Raw genomic sequence first — 22,668 nt, 5'->3', positions numbered from 1 at the left:
AAGGCATTAAGCCGTCACCCGTTGGCCAGTGCCTTCGCACGGGCATTCAGGCGTTGTACATAGCGCTCAAAGCTCTCTTTGTGAGGCAAGCAAGCGGCGATGCGTGATTCAAGTTGACCGGTTTCAACCAGTACACATTGGGATAGCGCATGTTGCAGGCGCTCACGCACTAATAATGCCCCACTTTCGCTGGTATCGGGTAATACTAACCAGAAGGCTGTTTCTCCCGCGCGACCTAGCAGGTCATGGTCACGGCAGCGGCCATGTACTTCATTACACAGGGTATCAAGTAGCGCATTTTTCGCTCGGTGACCAAACTGCTCTTCCGCCATGTCTAATTGCGGCAGGTGAATCACCAGGACGGCCAAGCGCTTGTTGAGCATGGCAGCACGCTGAAACTCATTTTGTAAGCGCTCTTTTAAGGTATCAATATTATAAGCATTACACTGACAGTCGTTTGGGTCGGTTGCTCGTAGGAGCGCACCGCGGCGGCCATGCTCCCAGCGGGGGAGCGCTAGCAGCAAAATAAGCGTGACATAGCCAAGTACGAAAGGGGCTTGTACAGCTGGATAGAAAATAAATAACCATATCAGTGGACCAAGTAGACCGGTTATCAGCAAAGCAGCCCATAAGGGTAGGAGTAAAAAAGCGCTAACCGTAGGTAAGCCTAACCAGATAGAAGACACATAGGGAGGATGATAAAGTGCATTGAATACCGTCAGGTAGGTAGCACTTAACAGCAGTAGCTGGGGTATATAACCTTTTATGCCTTGTCCTAGATGAATCAATAGAGCGGCTAATAACAGCAGTGTCACAAAGGTAGGTATCAGCAAATGCCGGTAGTTACCCAGCCCGTAAAGCCATGTCGCATAACCAACCATCAAGACCAGGCTAGCACCGTAAGCGAGTGACATTAGACGTCTTGAAAACGGGTATTCGGTCATGTCGGGCTCCGCTGACAAGAGGGGTGGCTAAGCTCTTCAAGCGTTAGGTTAGCGTGCTCGATATCAATTAACGGCAGCGAGTGGCTTAAGACACTATCTGGCAGTGCGGCATGTAACTGCTTGCGGCGCAGGGCCGCTTCCTGTGGTGAACGCGAAAGCATCAAGGTCGCAAGCGTGGTGCCATTAAGGCGGTAAGCATTTTCAAAGGTATAGGTTAGCGCACACAGTTTTTTGGCCATGGACCAGAGCTGGTGTCGTTTCACTTGAAAAACCACCAGCTCCGCATGGATAACTTCACGCTCCGAGCGTGTTTGTTCGCGGGGCAAATCACGTAACAACTGTTCTCCAGCCCATAGGTTAACTTTCGGAATTAAGCGCAGGCGCTGGCGGATAGCGCCATTCATATCGACCAGTTGACGTGCTCTGGATAATGCAAGCAGACTCAAGAGAATAAAAAGAAGCAGCATTAATCCCCCTTCCGGCAGGCTTAGTTGCGGCGCAATTAAGACCCAGCTAAATAGCGCTGCTATGACATTAAACGCCAGTATCCACCGCGTCTGAGGTAGCATGAACATAGCGGCCCACGCCCAGATCAACATACTATGGCGTTCTGGCGCAGCGGCAATTAAGCCCAGCAGTAGTGCGCCGGGTAATACTTGCCAGGGTAGGCCATGCGAATAACGATGACTGAAGTCCAGCAGCAGCGCGGTGATGGAAAGCCAGCCTACCGATAGCCAAAGCAGTAAGGCAGCCATTGGCGGGGCGGTTAGCGTCCAAATCGCTAATACAGCCGCAGCAGCGAATAAACTGGCCTTAAGCAGACGAATTTTGTATTTGCTTTGCATGGTGGCTTACTATTCACCTTTAATAACGCTATTTAGCAGCCAGTCGTGGATAAAGGCGGCTGACTAAGATACGAAGCCTAACGCACTTATTGTAACGTTTAATTAGCGTAATATACTGCCAACCACTGAACACAATTACCATGTTATTGCCTAGGCATTTCTCATACTGCTTGCGCGACGAAAATAGGGGGACAGCATGAGCGTTTTAACACTGTTTCAAGATGAGGCCCAGCAGCAACTCACTTCTGGTGACGTTGGCGCCTACATGCAAACGCTCGGGAAAGCGGCCCGTTTAGCAGCAAGCGAACTGCGTCGTGCCGATACCGGTATCAAAAACCGTGCTCTTGAGGCGATAGCAAGCCGGGTCGCTAACGCGCGAGCGGCTATCTTGACCGCTAATACCCAGGATATGCAGCGCGGGGAAGATAACGGTCTGGATAGCGCCCTGCTCGACCGTTTGGCATTAAATGATGCTCGGATCGACGCCATGATTGAAGGGTTGCGCCAAGTAGCTACGCTGCCAGACCCGGTAGGTGAAATTGATGATATGAGCTATCGGCCCAGCGGCATTCAGGTGGGCAAGATGCGCGTGCCGCTAGGCGTCATTGGGATCATTTATGAATCGCGTCCCAATGTCACCCTGGAAGCCGCCAGCCTGTGTTTAAAATCTGGCAATGCGTGTATTTTACGTGGCGGCTCTGAAGCGAGCGCCTCGAATGCAGTCATTGCTGAATGCATTACGCAAGGCTTGCAGGAAGTAGGTCTCTCGGCAAGCTGCGTGCAGGTAGTGGCAACGATTGATCGCGCCGCGGTAGGCGCATTGATCAGCATGCCTGACTATGTGGATGTAATTATTCCACGCGGCGGTAAATCGCTGATCGAGCGGATCTCCCGCGAAGCAAAGGTGCCGGTTATCAAGCATCTGGATGGTGTCTGCCACGTCTATATCGATACCACAGCAGACCCGGTCAAGGCGCTGGCCATTGCCGTCAATGCCAAGACGCACCGTTACGGCACCTGCAACACTATGGAAACCCTGCTGGTGGATGCACCGGTGGCGGATCTGATTTTGCCCGAGCTGGCCCGCGCGTATGCTGAACATAACGTTGAACTGCGTGGCTGCGAGCGTACCCGTGCCTTGCTGCCTCAAGCGCTGGCCGCATCGGAAGAAGACTGGCATGCCGAGTACTTGGCACCGATCCTGGCCATTAAAGTCGTCGACGGGGTGGACGAAGCGATTGCGCATATTGAGCAGTATGGCTCGCACCACACCGATGCCATCGTGACTCAGGACTACTCGCTGGCGCGCCGTTTTATGGCCGAAGTAGATTCAAGCTCAGTGATCGTGAATGCCTCGACGCGCTTTGCCGATGGCTTTGAATACGGTTTGGGCGCTGAAATTGGTATTTCAACCGATAAACTGCACGCCCGGGGCCCCGTTGGCCTGGAAGGCCTTACCACGCGTAAGTATGTCGTGTTCGGGGATGGGCAGGTTCGGCAGTGAAGGCTGGGGCAATATGAGTTCTCCACCGATAAAAATCGGCATGCTGGGCGGGACGTTCGATCCCGTCCATCATGGCCATCTGCGTAGTGCTTTGGAAGTACGTGAAGCGTTGGGGCTTGATCGGCTGCATATGATACCGGCGCCCAAGCCACCATTGCGTGGCGCGCCTCAGGTATCAGCCGAGCAACGCTTGGCGCTGCTTAACGCCGGGATTGGTGATACGCCGGGGCTGTATGCGGATGATCGTGAGCTACGCCGTGAAGGGCCATCCTACAGTATCGATACGCTCGCTCAACTGCGGGCCGAGTACGGTGAGCAGGCACGTTTGGTCATGGTGATTGGGTTTGATGCGTTTTTGCGTCTTCATCAGTGGTACCGTGCTGGCGATTTGTTTTCCCTGGCGCATGTGGTTGTTATGGCGCGCCCTGGTTATCAAATGCCCTGGACCAGTGAATTAAGGGAACTGGTTGGTGAGTGCGAAGTCGAAAGCGTGGATTCGCTGATGCAGTACCCAAACGGGGGGCTTTTAACGCTATCGTTACCGTCGATGATGGCTATTTCAGCGACCTATATTCGCCAGCGGCTTAGGGAGGGCAAAAGCATTCATTATTTGCTTCCAAATGCGGTTGAAGAGGCCATTCGAGAGAACGGCTTTTATCAACACTTTTCCCAGCACGACGAATAGCGCTGGTAGTCACGAAAGAAGCCGTTACAATGGCCCGCTTTATGGGCCGATTACCAAATGGGGTTGTCTTCAGGAGTCATGCACATCGATACACTGAAAAGCCTAGCGCTTGATGCGTTAGAAGAACTTAAAGCACGTGATATCACCCAGCTGGATGTTTCCAGCTTGACCGAGGTCACCGACCTTATGCTGATTGCCAGCGGCACGTCTACGCGACACGTGGCGGCACTTGCGCAAAACGTCGTAGAAAAAGCCAAAGCAGCAGGTCTGGCACCCCGTGGCGTTGAAGGGGGCGACAATGCAGATTGGGTACTGGTGGATCTGGGCGATATTGTGGTTCATGTAATGCTGCCAGAAGCGCGCACTCTCTATGACCTTGAGCGGTTATGGGCGGATCTTCCAAGCGACGGTTTCAAAGCAGACGAGTCGTTTGAGCAGTTTGAAGAGCGAGCCAGCATGTCATGAAGGTACGGCTGTTAGCGGTAGGTACCAAGATGCCTGCGTGGGTGGAAGAGGGCATTGAAACTTACCGTAAACGGCTCCCTCGGGATTTCAGCCTTGAAATAGAAGAGATCCCGCTTGGCCAGCGTGGCAAAAATGCCGATATTGCTAAAGCGCGAGCCCAAGAGGCGCAACGCATTCGAGATAAACTGCGGGGCGATGAATACGTGGTGGCGCTTGAAGTAAAAGGTAAGCCCTGGACAACTGAGCAGTTAGCCCAGGAGGCTGATGCCTGGCGGATGGAAGGCCGCGATATCGTGCTATTGGTCGGCGGGCCGGACGGTCTTGAACCGTCTCTGTCCGCCATGGCTGATAAAGCGTGGTCGCTTTCGCCGTTAACCCTGCCGCATCCGTTAGTTCGTATTATGCTTGCCGAGCAGCTTTATCGCGCTTGGACCTTATTGGTTGGTCACCCCTATCACCGCTAAGGCTCAAACGGGTGGTGGTGTTTGTTGACTGTTATTGCGTCAATCGTCTGATTTGAGAGTCATCTGTTGCCATGCCCCAGCGCCGTGACACGCTAAAAAATTCTGAGCAAGAGTTGCGTATTTTTCGTGTCAGAACGCTGCTTGCTGTTCTGGTGGTGGCAACGCTTACCAGCCTATTAGTGGGGCGTTTGGCCTACCTGCAGATCGTTCAACATGAAATCTATACCACTCGGTCGGAAAAGAATCGTGTGCGCGTTGAGCCACTGCCGCCCAATCGCGGTTTGATTTACGACCGCAATGGCGTGCTGCTGGCTGAAAATCGACCTACCTATAACCTGACGCTGGTGCGCGAACGCGTTGATAATCTTGATGATACCCTGGCACTGCTGGTAGAGCTTCTAGAGCTTCCCGAGGAGGATGTCGAGGCCTTCAACGTGCGTTCACGCCAGCGTCAGCGTCCCTTTCAACCTGCACTATTGATGAGTGATCTTAGCGAGGAGCAAATTGCGCGCCTCGCCGTTAATCGTCATCGCTTGCCGGGGGTTGAAGTCGAAGCGCAGCTGCTGCGTTACTATCCTGACTCCGAAGTGATGGCGCACACCCTGGGTTATGTGGGGCGGATCAATGTCGAAGAGCTTCAATCTTTGGATGCTGGCCGGTATGCCGGCACTCACTTTATTGGAAAAACCGGGGTCGAGCGCTTCTACGAAGAAGAGCTGCACGGCGAAGCGGGCCTACGCAAGGTTGAAACTAACGCTCGCGGACGCGTATTAAGAGAATTAGGGCGTACCGATCCTGTGCCCGGAGAGAACATTACCCTGACGATCGATAAGTCGCTTCAGACGCTTGCCTATGAGCTGATGGATGGTCGACGCGGCTCTATTGTAGCGATTGCGCCGGCAACAGGTGAAATTCTGGCAATGGTGTCGACGCCAGGATTTGATAGCAACCAATTCGTAACCGGGATTGACGTCGCGTCCTACCGTGGCTTGCAGGAAGACCTTGATCTACCGCTGTTTAATCGCTCGATACGTGGGCATTACCCTCCGGGCTCGACCATTAAACCTTTTTTAGCGCTTGCAGGGCTTGCTGAAGGCGTGATTACGCCTGACAGCACGATTAACGACCCCGGCTATTACCAGTTACCCAATGACTCACGCCGCTACCGTAACTGGCTGCGCTGGGGGCATGGGCGTGTGGATTTGGAGCGCTCGTTGGCGGTTTCCAACAACACCTATTATTACACCCTGGCGCATGATTTGGGCATCGACAACCTGGATAAGCGGATGAGTGGATTTGGGTTCGGGCAGCGAGTTGCCCACGATGTCCAGGGCGAAAGCAACGCCTTGATGCCATCTCGCGAGTGGAAGCGAGAGCGCTTTAATCAACCTTGGTACCCAGGTGAAACCTTGTCAGTCGGCATTGGCCAGGGGTACTGGCAAGTAACGCCGTTACAGTTAGCGAGTGCAACGGCCACCCTTGCTAACCGAGGCCACTGGGTAAAACCCCGTCTAGCACTGCAAATTGGCGGTGAGCCGCTGCCTCAAGACTTACCCGATACATTGGATGATATTCAGCTGGAAAATGATGCCTGGTGGGATCGGGTGTTTAGTGGTATGGAAAAAGTTCTTAGTGGTAGCGAGGGTACTGCGCGGCGATCCGGTGTCGGTCTTGAGTATCGTATGGGCGGCAAGTCGGGAACGGCACAGGTATTTTCGTTGGGCCAGGACCAGCGCTATAACGCCGATGAACTCGAGGAGCGACTGAGAGACCATGCCCTGTTTATGGCGTTTGCCCCGATTGAGAATCCCCAAATTGCCGTTTCGGTCATCGTGGAAAATGCGGGCGGCGGCAGTACGCATGCCGCGCATTTAGCGCGCGCAATGACCGATGCTTGGCTGTTAAAAGATGAAGCCCCTGACGCTGATGAGGTACGCGAAGTTTTGGAAGAAGATACCGCTCAAGTGGAGGGAAACTGATCTATGCCTTGGCAGACGCTGACCCGTCCATTACGGCGCCATCCAGTGCGCCCACCCGATAGCGGGATAGCCCGGCGTAAAAGTATTTGGGAACGTATCCATATTGACCCTTGGCTGTTAGGACTTTTGCTGATTTTGATGGCGGGCGGTCTGCTGGTTCTTTATAGCGCGTCGGGCCAGCGTATTGAGGCGGTAATCGCTCAGGCGATGCGGTTTGGAGTGGCGCTGGCAGGCATGGCGTTTTTGGCGCAGCTATCACCTACTACGTTTTTACGCTGGGCGCCCTTTGCTTATGGTGCAGGGGTTGTCATGTTATTGGCAGTGGAGATTGCTGGTGATATTGGAATGGGCGCCAAGCGTTGGCTTGAGATTCCCGGCGTTATTCGCTTTCAACCTTCAGAAATGATGAAGCTGGCAGTGCCTTTAATGGTGGCTGCCTATTTAAATCGTTGTCAGCTCCCACCGAGATTGAAAGACATCGTAGTGTGCGCTGTGATTATTGGCTTACCGGTCGTGTTGACTGCCATTCAGCCGGACTTGGGTACATCATTGCTGGTGGCCAGTGCAGCAGTCATTGTGGTGTTGCTTGCGGGTCTTTCATGGCGCCTGATCGGGTTTGTCGCCGCATTGCTGGCTGCGTGTGTGCCGCTATTGTGGATGAATATGCACAATTATCAGCGCCAGAGGGTGTTAACCTTCCTGGACCCAGAGAGCGACCCGCTTGGCTCCGGGTGGAATATTATTCAGTCGACTACCGCTATTGGTAGCGGTGGTTTATGGGGAAAGGGGTGGCTTGAGGGTACGCAGTCGCAGCTTGAGTTTCTGCCCGAACGGCATACCGATTTTATTATTGCCGTATTGGGTGAAGAGTTTGGCCTGGTTGGCATGCTGATTTTACTGGCTCTTTACCTAATGATTGTAGGGCGGGGTCTGTGGTTGGCGGCTTCGTCGCAGGATACTTTTGGTCGCTTGTTTGCGGGCAGTATTATCCTGACATTTTTCATTTATGTGTTTGTAAATGTCGGTATGGTCAGCGGTATTTTGCCCGTAGTGGGCGTTCCGCTACCCCTGGTTAGTTATGGTGGAACCTCTAGCGTGACCTTGTTGGCAGGGTTCGGTATTCTCATGTCTATTCATGCCCATCGTCGGCTATTGCCACGTTAATATTTCAGTCAGGGCGGTGCGTTTTCAAAGGAGTGGTGAGTTGATGAAAAGGGCCCGGAATAAAGCTGGCAGTTACCTTGTCGCCGCGCTAATTGCGTGTTCGATGCCTGCTGCATTCGCTGAGGAACACCCGGCGGAAGCGGTAGACCTGCAAAAAAATGAACGCACCCAGATATTGGTAGATGAGTTAATCGCCCAGGGCATACCAGAAGCTTGGCTCCGCGATGCTTTTTCACACGCAGTGTATTCCCAAGAAGTGCTGGATGCCATGGAGGGTGCGGCGGAGCGTCGCTTACGCTGGTATGAGTATCGCGATATATTCCTTACCCAGCAGCGCATTGAAGAAGGCGCTGCGTTTATGCAAGCGCACGCTGAGACGCTGGCGCGTGCGGAAGACGTGTACGGGGTGCCGGGTAATGTTATTACCGCTATTATCGGCGTAGAAACGTATTATGGTCGCCATAAAGGTCGCCACCGGGTACTTGATTCGCTGGCTACCCTGGCGTTTTATCATCCCAGTCGTGGGCAGTTTTTTCGCGGTGAGCTGGCGGCATTTTTACAAATCGCCTATGAGCAGCAGGTCGACCCTGCCGAGCTTTATGGCTCGTACGCAGGCGCGATGGGTTACCCGCAGTTTATCCCCACCAGCTATCAGGCATATGCGGTCGATTTTGACGATGACGGCCTGCGTGATTTGTGGGAAAACCCGGTTGATGCCATCGGCAGCGTAGCTAATTATTTTGCCGTACATGGTTGGCAGCGTGATGGCGCAATCTATCACGAAGCGAGCGGGCCGGACGAAGCGCCGGAAACTTTGACGTTTAACCAAACGTCAGCACCGAATATAACCGCCGCTGATGCCGCCGCCGAGGGCATTGAATCTCAGCAGGGACTTGATGGCTCGCTGCCGGTGATACCGCTGGTATTTGAAATGGACGACGGGCGCATGCGTTACCGGCTGGGTGAGAACAATTTTTATGTGATTACTCGCTATAACCACAGCCACCTGTATGCCATGGCAGTCACGGAGCTTGCCGAGGCCATTCAAAATCAGGCTGAGGAACAGGGATGAAAATGTTGCAAGCAGTGACCTGGCGAATGGGCGGTGCGATTGCCCTTGTTGCTTTAGTAAGTGGCTGTGCCAGTCGTGAAGCTCAGCGTGTGGATAATACGCCCGCACAGGCGCAGCCCGCAGCGCCAGCAGCCAGCAGTAGCAATAGTAGTGGCGGTGGGCGCTACGCCATGAATGGCGACGCTTATCCGGTTGAGCCACCCGATGTTTCAACCGTGCCGGATGCTGAACCGCGTATCGAAGCTCCTTCGCGGGCGGGCAATCGTTCGACCTACGAAGTATGGGGAGAAACGTATCATGTAATGCCTGATTCCAGGGGATATGCCAAGCAGGGCACCGCCTCTTGGTATGGAGAAAAATTTCATGGCTACGCGACCTCCAACGGTGAGATCTACGATATGTACAAAATGTCGGCGGCACACCGTTCGCTGCCGCTGCCTACGTTTGCGCGTGTTACCAGCCTGGATAGCGGTCAGTCAGTGATTGTGCGGGTTAATGATCGAGGCCCTTTTCATAGCGACAGGGAAATTGATCTTTCCTACGCTGCCGCTGCGCGATTAGGTATATTGGATAACGGCACCGGGCGGGTGAGGGTTGAAGCGGTTGACCCGGGGCGCTGGCTAGCCGAGCGGGGCAGAGCGCCCGCTAATGCAGTGTCAGCTGCAAGGGCACCAGCCGCAAGGGCACCAGCTGCCCAGCCAACGGCTGTAGCATCGGCAGCGCCCGTTGCTGCCCAAAGCGTTCCTGTAGCGCCTCAGTCGGCCTCCGCTGCAGCACCTTCAAGTGCTGGGTCTGAGAGCGACGCTACGGGGGCTATTTACCTGCAGATTGCCGCCTTGGGTAGTGCTGAAGGAGCGCAACAACTTCAGCAGCGATTGAAAAACGAATTGCCCCATGAAGTCCGTGTAATGAGTGATGCAAGCGTGCACCGTGTACAAGTGGGGCCCGTAAGGCCCGCTCAAGAAACACAGGCGCGTGAAGAGCTTCGCCAGGCGGGCTTCCCTCAAGTTTTTATCGTGAGATAATTCACTTTTTTATACTCTTTGGTGCCTAGCGCCATTTTTTCTTGTAAGTGAGATGTTAGTGATGAATGTATTTGAGTCGATACGCCGCTCTGCCAAGCTCTGCCTCTTTGCGGCCATGACAGCCGTTACGCTGCCGGCAGCGGCACAGGTAATTCCCCAGCCGCAGACGATTATTCCAGCCGCACCGCAGCTTGCTGCCAGCTCCTGGATTTTAATGGATGCCAATAGCGGCCGTATCCTTGCCGAGCACAACTCGGATGAGCGTTTGGCACCGGCAAGTCTTACCAAACTCATGACCGCCTATCTTGTCGAGCGTGAGTTGGATCGTGACACTATTAAATTAGATGATTTGGTCAATGTCAGTGAAAACGCTTGGCGGACTGGCGGCTCAAAGATGTTTATTGAGGTGGGCAACCAGATCCCCGTTGAGGAGCTGTTGCACGGTATCATAATTGTCTCAGGTAACGATGCCAGCGTCGCCATGGCCGAGCATCTGGCAGGCGGTGAAGCCCCTTTTGCTGACTTGATGAACCAGCATGCGGCTCGTCTTGGGATGGAGAATACCCATTTTGAGAACGCAACGGGGCTGCCCAGCGATAATCACTACTCAACCGCTCATGACTTGGCCCGGCTTTCACGCCACATCATTAATGATTACCCCGAACATTATGCGATCTACTCGCAGCGTCACTTCTCTTACGGTGGAATCGATCAGCCTAATCGTAACCGTTTACTCTGGCGTGATCCGTCGGTTGACGGTCTGAAAACCGGGTGGACAGACGCTGCAGGCTACTGCCTGGTATCCTCTGCTGAGCGCGACAGTATGCGACTCATTTCCGTGGTAATGGGCACCAATTCAGATGAGGCGCGAGCCCAGGAAACTCAGAAACTGCTGAGCTACGGCTTCCGTTTTTATGAAACCATGAAGCTTTACGAGCGTGGCGCAGTACTTGAAACACCCCGCGTATGGGGCGGTGATATTAATGAACTGCGCGTAGGGGTAAATGAAGAAGTCTATATGACGCTACCGCGCAACCGTAACGAAGAGCTGCGCGCACGTCTTAACCTGCATACCGATTTGCAGGCGCCGATTGCGGTTGGCGATGACGTAGGCACATTAGAAGTTTATCTGGGTGAAGAAATGGTGGGCGAGCGCCCTCTAGTGGCGCTTGAAAATGTCGAAGAGGGTGGCTTATTTAAGCGCTTATTCGACCAGGTTCAGCGCTTTTTCAGTGGGTTGATTTCTAAATTTACCGACTAATCTGCCCGGCCTGGGTACTGCCCAGGCCTCTTGTTTCGCTTAGTAGAAGGCAAATTATGAAAAAAGGTGCCAACGATGGGTTTCGCGATCTGCGTCAGCCGGCAGTGACCGAGCCACCCAAGATTACGTTTCCCTGCGATTATCCGTTGAAAATTGTCGGCGATGCCGCTGATGATTTTACCGCCTGTGTTTGTCAGATCGTGGTGCGCCATGCGCCGGATTTTGATGAATCTACACTAGAAGTGGTCGATAGCCGAAACGGTCGTTTTCAGTCAGTGCGCATCACGATTAATGCGACCAGCGAACAGCAGATAAGCCAGCTGTTTGATGAGCTGAAAGCTACAGGCCGTGTGCATATGGTGGTGTAAATGAGCGATGACTCGCCCATTGAGCTACACCGCTTAGGACGTAGGCCTTACCTGCCTGTGTGGGAGGCTATGCGCACGCTGACCGATACGCGTGATAGTGATACGCCCGATCAGTTCTGGCTGGTAGAGCACGACCCGGTGTTTACCCAGGGGCAGGCAGGTAAGCCTGAGCATTTGCTGATGCCGGGTGAGATTCCTGTTGTGCAAACGGATCGTGGTGGGCAAGTAACCTATCATGGCCCCGGGCAGGTCGTACTGTATCCTCTGCTTGACGTTCGCCGTGCGAAAATAGGCGTGCGGGAATTGGTGTCAGCGCTGGAGAATGCGGTGATTGCGTTACTTGCCGATTATGGCATTAGCGCCCATGCAAGGCCTGACGCCCCAGGGGTTTATGTAAAAAGCCCGATCGGTGAAGCCAAAATAGCCTCTCTGGGGTTACGCATTCGGCGTGGCTCAAGCTATCACGGCGTAGCGCTCAATGTGGATGGGGATCTTTCCGCCTTTCAACGTATCAACCCTTGTGGCTACGCGGGTATGGCCGTCACTCGTCTGGCAGATTTGGCAACGCTGCCCAAGGAGCATGACGTAGGCGAACAGCTAGCGCATGCACTAGCCATTCAGCTAAGGCGAGCGTTAGTGGTTATCGATTAGCGAAGCACTGCTTGTATAGATGCAAAGCTCATTCAGGCGTTAGATGGCGTGCCTAAAAAGAGGCCGCCGCGATAAGCAATATTCGCGGCGGCCTCTTTGTTTAAGCTTACGCTATGCTTCGCCGTATCAGCCTACATTCAGTGCAGGGATAATATTGGGGTTAGACTCCTGGCCCGGAATGGCGGCCGGAGAGGCGAGTCCTAGATTATTCTTCTCGAACACTCGGTCGGCACGGTAGCTTGAACGCACCAGTGGGCCTGAAGGCACTTCCATAAAGCCTTTTTCCAAGCCCAAGACACGATACCGATCGAACTCTTCAGGGCTTACCCAGCGCTCAACCGGCAGGTGGTTTTTTGTAGGGCGTAAATACTGGCCTAAGGTGACGATATCAACGCCAATTTCGCGAAGATCGTCGAACGTCTTGAGTATCTCTTCATCCGTTTCACCAAGCCCTAGCATGATGCTGGTTTTGGTAATCACATCCGGACGATGCTTTTTAGCATAGGCCAGCACGTCCAGCGTTTTGCGATAGCCGGCACGCGGGTCGCGTACTCGGCTCGTCAGCCGTTCAACGGTTTCAACATTCTGCGCAAACACCTCAAGACCTGAGTCTACAACGCGCTCAATGGCTGCTTGGTCACCATCGAAATCAGGTGTCAGGGCTTCAACGACGACTTCTGGCGTACGCGCTTTGATAGCACGGATACAGCTGGCATAGTGGGTGGCACCACCATCGTCGAGATCATCACGATCAACCGATGTCAAAACGATATAGCGAAGCCCCATCAGCTCAACCGACTTGGCGGTATTTTCGGGCTCTTCAAGATCCAGCCAGCCTTTGGGATTGCCCGTATCGACTGCGCAGAAACGGCATGCACGGGTACACACAGACCCCATCAACATGATGGTGGCTGTTCCATTGCTCCAGCACTCGCCCATGTTAGGGCAGTGAGACTCAGCACAAACGGTACTTAGGCGGTGCTCCGCGACGTTACGCTTAACGGCTTCAAAGCGCTCGCCACCGGGGATTTGAGCGCGCAGCCATTTGGGCTTGCGTTCAAGCGATGGGGCTTCAGCCTGCGCACTGCGCACCTTCATGCCATCTTTGATCGCCGTCGTGCCGTGTTCATTACGGAATTTCTGGCCGCTGGGAACACGCTGTGTGGGGTTATTGCTCATAGGAATAGAGCCTCTCTACTGTGCGGCAGGCAGGGCTTATCATAAACAGTAAGCGCTTGCCCCCCAATCATGCCGATTAATACGTTGCCTAATGCGTTGCTAATTAATACATGTTGCTAATTAATACATAGGTAGTAGGAGGTAATGTAACATAACTGGGGAATAACAAGACACCGCCGGGTTAGCTTGAAAGCATGGGTAAGCAGGCCACGCCATGACTTGGCAAGGGGCTTGCGGGCCCTTTGAAGTGACGCTGATACTCGGCTAAATGCTCACGCACGAAGCGTAAAAAGAGTTCGGCCACGGGCGTGGGAAAACGTTCACGCTGATAAACCATGCACCAGGCTCGACGAATGGGGAAATCAGGTAGCGACAGGGCAGACAGAAGTCCTTGCTCAAGCTCCAGCTGTACGGCTAAACGCGGTAGTACCGCCACGCCTAAATGGGCCATTACGCCTTGCTTGATGGCTTCGTTGGTACCCAGCTCAATGCAGTGGGGCAGGGCGACTTTCTGATAGGCGGCCAGCTGTTCAAAGGCGTTACGTACTCCCGAGCCCGGCTCGCGCATCAAAACATAGTGGCGGGCGAAGTCAGTCAACGTGGGCGAGAGCATATCCAGCAGCGGGTGCTCAGGCCATACCACCGCCACCAGCTCATTATCGAGAATAGGCATTACGGCCAAACGTTCATCCTCGGGTACCATCGCCATAATCACCAGGTCATCCTGCTGCTCGGCCAAACGTTCAAGCGCCTGACTGCGGTTGCAGACCTTTAAACGTACATGAATATCGGGGTAGCTTGCGCGAAAACGTGCCAGCAGGTACGGCACAATATATTGGGCTGAAGAGACCGCAGCCAAGTTAAGCTGCCCGGTAATCTTGCCGTTGATATTCGACAAATTCATTTGGAGTCGTGAGAGCTGCCCAAAGATTTCCCGCGTGGACAACGCCAGCGTGTCTGCCGCAGGCAATACGTGCAGGGTTTTACCGGCATATTTGAAAAGGGGTTGGCGCAGAGCTTGTTCCAGCTGGCGTATTTGCGCGCTGACGGCGGGCTGGGTGAGCCCTAACTGCTCGGCCGCGCGGGAATAGGAGCGCTGGCGATGTACCGCCTGAAATACTTGCAGCTGTCGAAATGTTAGGCGGTTAAGCAGCGTAGGGGATGACATAACAACCTCTGAAAAGACCGCTCTTGGGCGTCGAATAGCCCGGCTAGCGTTATATGCTAAGTGAAAATGCTACCACTGTTTAGTCAATTCTACCTGATATCCGACTAGTTTTAGGCGTTGCGCGAATACCCATCGACGTTCGGCGCCGAGTGGCCTAGACTATATTGCATTGCAGCATCATCAAGGCTTTTGGGTTGATTGCCAGTGCCTTCACCCTAGGGAGACCCTATGAATTTTCTCGCCAATCCTTTGCTTAACGCTAATCCGATAATGAACGCATGGAGAGGAACCGCTAATTCCTCTACTTCAATGCCAGGCAGTGAGGCACTGACCTCATTAATGGACCCGTTTGGGATTGGGCGCGCCGCTGTCGATTATTGGCGGGATAGCGTGGAGCGCAGCGTGCTTTACTGGGACGTTATGCGTGAGCGCGGCAATCAGTATCTGGAACATATGGAGCAAACCAAGCCGAGCGTGCTGGGTTTTAAAACCGAAGTGTTGCTGGATGGCCGTACGCTTCCCCAGCCGACCAACTACGAATTGCTGCGTGTGCTGCCTCCTGAAGGCACGGTCATTGATCCCCATAAGCGTCCCTTTGTCGTTGTCGATCCGCGTGCCGGGCATGGCCCGGGTATTGGCGGTTTTAAACCTGACAGCGAGCTTGGCGTGGCGTTAAAAGCCGGGCATCCCTGCTACTTTATCGGTTTTTTACCCTTTCCTGAGCCCGGTCAAACGGTTGAAGATGTCGTCGAGTCAGAAGTGGCTTTTTTGCGTCATGTGATTAGCCTGCACCCAGAAACCACGGAAAGGCCCATGGTCGTGGGCAACTGCCAGGCCGGTTGGCAGTTGATGATGGCGGCAGCGCTTGAGCCGGATGTTTTTGGACCTATCCTGATCGCGGGGGCGCCGCTCTCCTACTGGGCGGGCGAGCACGGCAATGCACCCATGCGCTATACCGGCGGTTTGACGGGGGGGAGCTGGATCACGGCATTTACCAGCGATATGGGTAACGGCTTATTTGATGGCGCTTGGCTAGTACAGAACTTTGAGCGCTTAAATCCTGCCAACACCTATTGGAAAAAGCAGTATCACCTCTACGCCAATGTGGATACCGAGAGCGAGCGGTATCTTGATTTTGAGCGCTGGTGGGGTGGGCATGTAGTGCTGGGCGGTGAGGAAATCCAATATATTGTCGATAATTTGTTCGTTGGCAACCGCTTATCGACGGCCCAGTTGGTAACTCGTGACGGGCGGCGGATCGATCTGCGCAATCTACGCTCCCCTGTCGTGGTGTTCTGTTCCCGCGGTGACGATATCACTCCGCCCCCTCAGGCATTGGGCTGGATTCGTGATCTATACGAAGATACCGATGATATTATCGCCAACGATCAAACCATTGTTTACTGCATGCATGATACTACCGGGCATTTGGGGATATTTGTATCTGGCAGCGTGTCGCGCAAAGAGCATTCTGAATTTACGGCGAACATGGACTATATCGACGTAATGCCGCCTGGGTTATATGAAACCAAGGTTACCCTGGCGTCAGAAAGCAGTGATGCCGCTCTTTATGAGCGTGACTATCTGCTGGAATTTCAGCCACGCAATTTTGAAGAACTTGATCGTGAAGTGCATCATAAGGCCGATGACGATCGGCGATTTGCCACGGTTGCGCGGATCTCTGAGATAAATTTAGGTCTGTATCGACTCTATGTCCAACCTTGGGTGCAAGCGCTTATAACGCCCGAAAGTGCACGTTTAATGCGCCGTATGCACCCGATTCGTCTGGGCTACAAGCTGTTGTCGGATCGCAATCCTTTATCGGTACCGCTGCCGGTGATGGCAGAAGCAGTGCGTAAAAACCGCCAGGAAATAAGCCAGGACAATCTTTTTAAAGCGTTTGAAATCATGAGCTCCGATCAGATTGTGGCGTCGCTTAACGCCTTTCGTGATCTTCGCGATAGCAGTTCAGAGCGGCTGTTTATGGATATCTACGGCCAGCCACTGCTTCAGGCGGCTGTAGGGCTTTATGGCGATGCCCATGTGCACCGTCGGCGGCCGGGTGCCGAGCCTGAGCATCGGCGCTTCTTGGCAAGGCGTCAGGATGAGTTACGCGAGCGTATTGCCCAAGGCGGCGCCCATGAAGCGACCATGCGCTCCCTCATTTATGTGCTGGGCGGTGCTCCCGCAACGGATGAGCGTAACTTCAAGCGGCTGCGGGCTTCACGGGCGAAGCTTGAGTCTGATATCAAGCTTTCAGAATTCAAGCAATTAGTACGTGAACAGTTCTTTATTTTAAAACTGGATCGTGAGAAAGCGCTGAATACGCTGCCTGAGCTTTTGGCAGGTGAAAGTAGTAGCGCCATTGATGGGTATATTAAAAATCTTGAGCACGTGTTTGCCGCAAGCGGCGAGCTTTCTGAGCATGCCGCTGAGCGTTTTGCGCAAATCAAAGCGCTGTTTGAGAAAGCGCGGCCGGCCAAGTCCGCCCCAAGCAAAACACCTGCCGCTTTAGCTGCGCCTAAAGCGGCGGTAAAGGCTGAGTCTGCTCCAACTGCTCAAACTGTTAGTACAAACACTGCCAGTAAGGGCGCTGCCAGTAAAAACACCGTCAGTAAAAACGCTGGTGAGAAAAAGCCAGACGAGAAAAAACCGGCCGACAAGAAGCCTGCGACTAGAAAGGCCGCGGTAACCCAAAAAGCATCCGAAGGACCGGCGGTGGTTAAAGAAGATGCCAAGCCGAGCTCGGCTGACGGTACGACCGAGAAAGCCTCAAAGGCTGCCCCGGCGGAGGCAGGTTCAAATGATCAAAAGCAGGCTTCAACGCCTACGGCCAAGCCAGCGGATGACCAGCCTGTTGAGATCAAAAAACCAAGCGCAAACGTCACTCGACGTAAGACGCCTCGAAAGCGTTAATTAGGTTTTTTTGGCTGGCTCTGCGCCCCTGCTTTTTAGCAGGGGCGTTTTGTTTATAGAAAATGGTAGGTTGCCGATCTTGGAACGTCGGTCTAGTGTCTAGCTACTTGGGTTTAGAAAACCTGATTTTAGAAAACTTGATTTTAGAAAACTTTGCTTTAGAAAAATAGGCTTTGTTCTCTTTACCACACGGTTGTTACTGGCGCTAAGTGAAGGCCTGGGGTAGGGTAGGCGCATTTTTTCATCCGTATGTTTGTTTCGGCCACTTCAAGAGGGCCGTTAATTGCAACATCATGCGGTACCGTATTCAGAGCGTGGGCTGTCAGCCCACGCAATAGAAAAGTGGAGCACTATGGGCAAGTCACTGGTCATCGTCGAGTCGCCGGCTAAAGCGAAGACGATTAATAAGTATCTCGGCAACGATTTCATCGTAAAGTCGAGCGTGGGTCACATTCGTGATCTGCCGACCAGCGGCTCGGGCAAGGCAGCTTCCGACCCTAAGGAGCGCGCTCGCCAAGCCGCGGCAACACGCAAAATGTCAGCGGAAGAGAAGGCAGAGTATAAAAAGCGCAAAAGCCATGATCAGTTAATTCGGCGTATGGGTATTGATCCCAATAATGGCTGGGAAGCCCGCTACGAAGTCTTGCCTGGCAAAGAGAAGGTAGTGGCTGAGCTCAAAAAACTCGCTGAAAAGGCTGACGCGGTTTATCTGGCGACGGATTTGGACCGCGAAGGGGAAGCCATCGCTTGGCATTTGCGGGAAACCATCGGCGGTGACGATAGTCGCTATAAGCGGGTCGTATTTAACGAAATTACTAAAAACGCCATTCAGGATGCGTTTAAGGCACCCGGCGTTCTGAATATTCCGCGAGTAGAAGCTCAGCAGGCGCGGCGGTTTTTAGACCGTGTGGTGGGCTTTATGCTGTCGCCATTGCTGTGGGCCAAAGTGGCCCGTGGCCTTTCCGCTGGTCGCGTGCAGTCTGTCGCGGTGCGTCTTATTGTTGAGCGCGAGCGTGATATTCGTGCGTTTATCCCAGAAGAGTTTTGGGATGTGCATGCGGATTTAGTCTCGCCAGACGGCGAAGTGGTACGCTTTGCACTCGCCAAGCAAGATGGCAAGGTGTTTAAGCCGACCTCTGAAAAAGACACCATGGAGCGAATTGCGGCGCTGCGTAACGCGAAGCTTGCGATTACCTCACGGGAAGATAAGCCCACTAGTTCTAAGCCAACGGCACCGTTTATTACCTCTACGCTGCAGCAGGCAGCCAGTGGCCGCCTGGGTTTCTCGGTCAAGAAAACCATGACCATGGCTCAGCGTTTGTACGAAGCCGGCTACATTACCTATATGCGTACCGACTCCACTAATCTCTCGAAAGATGCAGTTGAAAGTGCACGTGAGTTTATTGGTAGTGAGTACGGCGAGCGCTATCTACCCGAAGCGCCCAATCGCTATAGCAGCAAAGAGAGCGCCCAGGAAGCTCACGAAGCGATCCGCCCATCAAGCGTTGAGCGCAAGGCGACCGATTTGGTTGGTATGGAGCGCGATGCCGAGCGCTTATACGAGCTGATCTGGCGTCAGTTCGTGGCCTGTCAGATGACCCCGGCCGAGTATCTGTCGAGCACGCTGAGCGTTGAAGTGGATGGTTATGACCTGCGCGCTAAAGGGCGTGTTCTGAAGTTTGACGGCTACACGCGGGTTATGAAACCAAGCGGTAAAAATGAAGACCAGACGCTGCCTGATTTGCCCAAAGGCACGCCAATGGCGATGGAAACGCTGGATCCTCAGCAACACTTTACCAAGCCGCCGGCACGTTATACTGAGGCGAGCTTGGTTAAAGAGCTTGAAAAGCAGGGGATCGGTCGTCCTTCTACCTACGCCTCGATTATTTCGACGATCCAGGATCGTGGCTATGTGAAGTTGGAAAATCGGCGTTTTTACGCCGAAAAGCTGGGTGATATCGTTACCGAGCGCCTGAAAGAGTCGTTTCCTGATCTGATGGACTTCTCGTTTACCGCCCGTATGGAAGATAGCCTGGATGAGGTTGCGGAAGGTGAGCGCAATTGGCAGGCACTGCTCGATGCTTTCTATGGCGAGTTTAGTGAAGAGCTTGCCAAGGCTGAGAGCGATGACGGGATGCGTCCTAACCAGCCGGTGCCAACCGATATTGATTGCCCCTCTTGTGGTCGGAAGATGCAGATTCGCACTGCTTCCACCGGGGTGTTTTTAGGCTGTAGTGGCTATAACCTGCCGCCCAAAGAGCGCTGCAAGACGACGATTGACCTCATTCCGGGTGAAGAGGCCGTAGCGGCGGATGCCGGTGAAGAGGCAGAAACCAACGCCCTGCGTGCCAAGCGGCGGTGCCATAAGTGCGGCACGGCGATGGATAACTACCTGATTGATGAAACCCGCAAGCTGCATATTTGCGGTAATAGCCCTGACTGTGATGGTTATGAAATAGAGCAGGGCAAGTTCAAGATCAAAGGCTACGATGGCCCGGTTATTGAATGCGATAAGTGTGGCTCGGAAATGCAGCTCAAGTCAGGCCGGTTTGGTAAATATTTTGGCTGCACCAATAGCGAGTGTAAAAATACTCGTAAGCTTCTGAAAAGCGGTGAAGTGGCACCACCCAAGATGGATCCGATTCCGATGCCGGAACTGGCCTGCCAGAAAGTCGATGACCACTACGTACTGCGTGATGGAGCAAGCGGCCTGTTTTTAGCGGCGAGTAAATTCCCTAAAAACCGTGAAACGCGTCCGCCGTTGGTTAAAGAGCTAAAAGCCCATGCTGATGAGCTGCCCGAGAAGTATCACTTTATTCTCAAGGCACCCAGCGAAGACCCTGATGGTCGTCCGGCTCAAATTCGCTACTCGCGTAAAAATAAAGAGCAGTACGTAATGACTGACGAAGAAGGCAAGGCCACTGGCTGGAAAGCAACCTTCGAGGCAGGCAAATGGCACGTAGAGGACAAGCGTAAATGAGTGCTCGCTCGCGCACTAATCAACTGCTCTACCAAGCTGAATTGCTGGTAAGCATGCCCATTGGTGAAGACGAGCATGCGCCCGCTCGCCAGATGGCGCTCGAAGAGAGTGCCTTGGCTCTCTTTGAGTTGGCGTTGACCTCGCTGCTAAAAGAAGTAACCGAGCACGCCCGGCTGGAACATCACGTCTGGCAGGAGCTGCTGGCAAGCAATGGGCCGCCGCTTGCAGAGCTACAGCGGTTGCGCGATTTGATGCGCGAGCCTGAAGGCTGGCTGTATTGGCTTACCCAGAAGCTTGAGCAGTTACATAGCAGTGATGGCGCTGCCAGACGCGCAGTAGCTAACCCGGCGATGATTGCGGTAGGTCGTCAGGCAAGTCTTCACGAAGAGCTTCTCATGCACTTGCAAGCAGCAAAGCTTGAGATTGCAGCGCTCCGAGAGACCAGCCAGGAGTGGTAGCTTGTGAGATAACGGAACTACCCTGATCAGCTAGTATCATAAAACAACACGATGTTGCTTTGATGATAGAACGCCAGAAGGAGGCAAGGATGCGTTATAACCAAGTCAAAGATTTAGTTGAGTGGGCTGAAGGCTTTCATAAGCGTATGGCCCTTCAATACAGCGACGCGGCGGATAAAACGAATAATGAGCGTTTAAGCATGGCGCTGACCTACCTTGCCAGTCGTGAGTTAAGAATGCAGAAAGGCCTGAATGATCTCTTCCATGATGGTTCTAGTCATAAAGAAGTTCTGGAAACCTGGTTTGATGAATCAAGTGAGTTTCCCGAACCGCCGGAGCTTGAAAGGCTAACTGAAAAAACGGTAGCTGGGTCTGTCGATGAAGTGACCCGTACGGCCGTTGAGGCCCATGAAAAATTGCAGTCACTATATGAGCATCGCGCTTCCAGGGCGCGTATTGAGCCTGAGGCTGAGTTTTTTGATTCCCTAGCTCAAGGCCATAATGCCGAGGCGCGAAAGCTGGTGACCAGCATGCGAGAGTTTGAAGATATTTAGCCCTGCGTTGAATAGCGTTTGGTTGACAGGGTTTGGTGTGTCTAAACGAAAAAAATCTTGTCCAAGGCCGCTGACAGACATGGCGTAAATAGGGTATAACAGCCCTTAGATATGCTTTGTTGGTCAGCCGTAAACTGACCCGTTTTGAGAGCTAACCGATGTCTTTAGATTTAGAACTATGCCTTTAAATCGCCGCCGTTTTTTAGCCCTTGCGCTTGGTTGGCCAGTGGTGGCAAGCGCTGCTACGACAAATGCTACGTTAAATGTAGAGCCGCCTGACTTAGTTGAAACGCTGCTCTCGCGCGCGCACATACCGCGTTATAGTACCGAGCTGTGGTTGATGATTGACGATCAGGCATCGTCGCTTAGCGTTTTTCGCGGTGAAACGCAGCTTGAATATTTTGCGCCTATTTCATTGGGGCGCGCTGGTGCAAAGACGCAGCGGGTAATGGGTGATAACGTGACTCCGCTGGGCGAATTTCGCATTAATCGATTTAATTACGAAAGTCGGTGGCATATCTTCCTCGGTATCGATTATCCTACCCCAGCCCATGCACGCATGGCGCTTGAAAAGGGTATCTACTCGCAGCGCGATTACGAAGCCTATTTCGATTATTACCGTCGATATGGACATCCACCGCAAAACACGGCGCTGGGTGGGGCTATTGGAATTCATGGCATCGGCAGCGGTGATCCCGATATTCATGGCCGCTACCACTGGACTCAAGGGTGCGTGGCGGTGACAAATGAACAAATTGAGCGACTTGCTGAGCTGGTTGATGTTGGCACTCGCGTTGTGATCCGCTAGTCTTATGTTGTTGATGGAAGTTCGAGGTTTTGTACAAGTGGCTATAGACAAGCGTTGTGGTCTATTATAAAACAGCGTTTGACTGGCGTGCTCATGCACAAGTCATTGTAAAGAACCTGTATCGTGGGTAGACAATTTCTAACTAAGCAATTAGCCTGATTTTTGTTATACCCCTAAC

Annotated in this window: 20 protein-coding genes; 16 read left to right on the top strand and 4 right to left on the bottom strand. The window is 53.2% G+C overall.

Going from position 1 to position 22,668, the window contains the following annotated elements; translation table 11 throughout:
* Positions 1-14: 14 nt before the first annotated feature.
* Both INT33_RS13380 and INT33_RS13375 read right to left on the bottom strand, forming a co-directional pair.
* Positions 15-944 (bottom strand): GGDEF domain-containing protein, encoded by a 930-nt coding sequence (locus INT33_RS13380; protein ID WP_192537842.1) that lies wholly within the window; start codon positions 942-944, stop codon positions 15-17.
* Complete coding sequence (locus INT33_RS13375; protein WP_193092116.1) at positions 941-1,789, bottom strand: hypothetical protein; 849 nt, start codon at positions 1,787-1,789, stop codon at positions 941-943. Before INT33_RS13375 ends, INT33_RS13380 begins: the two co-directional genes overlap by 4 nt.
* A gap of 196 nt (positions 1,790-1,985) precedes the next feature.
* Here INT33_RS13375 and INT33_RS13370 point away from each other — a divergent pair, with 196 nt between their 5' ends.
* The 11 genes from INT33_RS13370 (at position 1,986) to lipB (ending at position 12,427) form a co-directional block, all read left to right on the top strand.
* Complete coding sequence (locus tag INT33_RS13370; RefSeq protein WP_193092115.1) at positions 1,986-3,293, top strand: glutamate-5-semialdehyde dehydrogenase; 1,308 nt, start codon at positions 1,986-1,988, stop codon at positions 3,291-3,293.
* 13 nt (positions 3,294-3,306) lie between these two features.
* Positions 3,307-3,978: a nicotinate-nucleotide adenylyltransferase gene (gene nadD, locus INT33_RS13365; RefSeq protein ID WP_192537845.1), complete on the top strand. Its 672-nt coding sequence runs from the start codon at positions 3,307-3,309 to the stop codon at positions 3,976-3,978.
* A 78-nt stretch (positions 3,979-4,056) separates the two neighbouring features.
* Positions 4,057-4,443 carry a ribosome silencing factor gene (gene rsfS, locus INT33_RS13360; protein WP_192537846.1) on the top strand — a complete coding sequence of 129 codons (387 nt, stop codon included), beginning with the start codon at positions 4,057-4,059 and terminating at the stop codon, positions 4,441-4,443.
* Positions 4,440-4,907, top strand: coding sequence for a 23S rRNA (pseudouridine(1915)-N(3))-methyltransferase RlmH (gene rlmH, locus INT33_RS13355; RefSeq protein WP_018917311.1), 468 nt, complete (start codon positions 4,440-4,442; stop codon positions 4,905-4,907). Before rsfS ends, rlmH begins: the two co-directional genes overlap by 4 nt.
* A 71-nt stretch (positions 4,908-4,978) precedes the next feature.
* Positions 4,979-6,886: a penicillin-binding protein 2 gene (mrdA, locus tag INT33_RS13350; protein ID WP_192537847.1), complete on the top strand. Its 1,908-nt coding sequence runs from the start codon at positions 4,979-4,981 to the stop codon at positions 6,884-6,886.
* A gap of 3 nt (positions 6,887-6,889) precedes the next feature.
* Positions 6,890-8,050 carry a rod shape-determining protein RodA gene (gene rodA / locus INT33_RS13345; protein WP_192537848.1) on the top strand — a complete coding sequence of 387 codons (1,161 nt, stop codon included), beginning with the start codon at positions 6,890-6,892 and terminating at the stop codon, positions 8,048-8,050.
* A gap of 43 nt (positions 8,051-8,093) precedes the next feature.
* On the top strand, positions 8,094-9,122 hold the full coding sequence (gene mltB, locus INT33_RS13340; protein ID WP_193092114.1) for a lytic murein transglycosylase B: 1,029 nt from the start codon (positions 8,094-8,096) through the stop codon (positions 9,120-9,122).
* Positions 9,119-10,147: a septal ring lytic transglycosylase RlpA family protein gene (locus tag INT33_RS13335; RefSeq protein WP_193092113.1), complete on the top strand. Its 1,029-nt coding sequence runs from the start codon at positions 9,119-9,121 to the stop codon at positions 10,145-10,147. Before mltB ends, INT33_RS13335 begins: the two co-directional genes overlap by 4 nt.
* Positions 10,148-10,208: 61 nt before the next feature.
* Complete coding sequence (locus INT33_RS13330) at positions 10,209-11,408, top strand: D-alanyl-D-alanine carboxypeptidase family protein (protein WP_193092133.1); 1,200 nt, start codon at positions 10,209-10,211, stop codon at positions 11,406-11,408.
* A gap of 56 nt (positions 11,409-11,464) precedes the next feature.
* Positions 11,465-11,776 (top strand): HP0495 family protein, encoded by a 312-nt coding sequence (locus INT33_RS13325; protein WP_018917305.1) that lies wholly within the window; start codon positions 11,465-11,467, stop codon positions 11,774-11,776.
* Positions 11,777-12,427 carry a lipoyl(octanoyl) transferase LipB gene (gene lipB / locus INT33_RS13320; protein ID WP_193092112.1) on the top strand — a complete coding sequence of 217 codons (651 nt, stop codon included), beginning with the start codon at positions 11,777-11,779 and terminating at the stop codon, positions 12,425-12,427. It begins immediately after the preceding gene.
* A 126-nt stretch (positions 12,428-12,553) separates the two neighbouring features.
* Here the strand turns inward: lipB and lipA are convergent, their stop codons facing one another.
* Entirely contained in the window at positions 12,554-13,606 is a 1,053-nt protein-coding gene (gene lipA / locus INT33_RS13315; protein ID WP_018917303.1) for a lipoyl synthase, read from the bottom strand.
* A gap of 181 nt (positions 13,607-13,787) precedes the next feature.
* Positions 13,788-14,774 carry a LysR family transcriptional regulator gene (locus INT33_RS13310; protein ID WP_192537853.1) on the bottom strand — a complete coding sequence of 329 codons (987 nt, stop codon included), beginning with the start codon at positions 14,772-14,774 and terminating at the stop codon, positions 13,788-13,790.
* Between the two features lie 228 nt (positions 14,775-15,002).
* Between INT33_RS13310 and INT33_RS13305 the strand changes: the two genes are divergently transcribed.
* From INT33_RS13305 to INT33_RS13285, 5 genes are all read left to right on the top strand, one after another.
* Complete coding sequence (locus INT33_RS13305; protein ID WP_193092111.1) at positions 15,003-17,690, top strand: DUF3141 domain-containing protein; 2,688 nt, start codon at positions 15,003-15,005, stop codon at positions 17,688-17,690.
* A gap of 352 nt (positions 17,691-18,042) precedes the next feature.
* On the top strand, positions 18,043-20,670 hold the full coding sequence (gene topA / locus INT33_RS13300; RefSeq protein ID WP_193092110.1) for a type I DNA topoisomerase: 2,628 nt from the start codon (positions 18,043-18,045) through the stop codon (positions 20,668-20,670).
* A complete protein-coding gene (locus INT33_RS13295; protein ID WP_193092109.1) occupies positions 20,667-21,128 on the top strand; it encodes a DUF6586 family protein in 462 nt (153 codons plus the stop codon). The genes topA and INT33_RS13295 overlap by 4 nt, the downstream gene beginning before the upstream one ends.
* Before the next feature lie 89 nt (positions 21,129-21,217).
* Complete coding sequence (locus INT33_RS13290) at positions 21,218-21,682, top strand: 2-hydroxyacyl-CoA dehydratase (protein WP_193092108.1); 465 nt, start codon at positions 21,218-21,220, stop codon at positions 21,680-21,682.
* A gap of 178 nt (positions 21,683-21,860) precedes the next feature.
* A complete protein-coding gene (locus INT33_RS13285; RefSeq protein ID WP_192537858.1) occupies positions 21,861-22,490 on the top strand; it encodes a L,D-transpeptidase in 630 nt (209 codons plus the stop codon).
* Positions 22,491-22,668 lie beyond the last annotated feature (178 nt).

Origin of the sequence: Halomonas colorata (assembly GCF_014897985.1) — a bacterium.
In the GTDB taxonomy this organism is placed as follows: domain Bacteria; phylum Pseudomonadota; class Gammaproteobacteria; order Pseudomonadales; family Halomonadaceae; genus Vreelandella; species Vreelandella colorata.
This window is presented reverse-complemented; position numbering and strand designations above follow the sequence as displayed.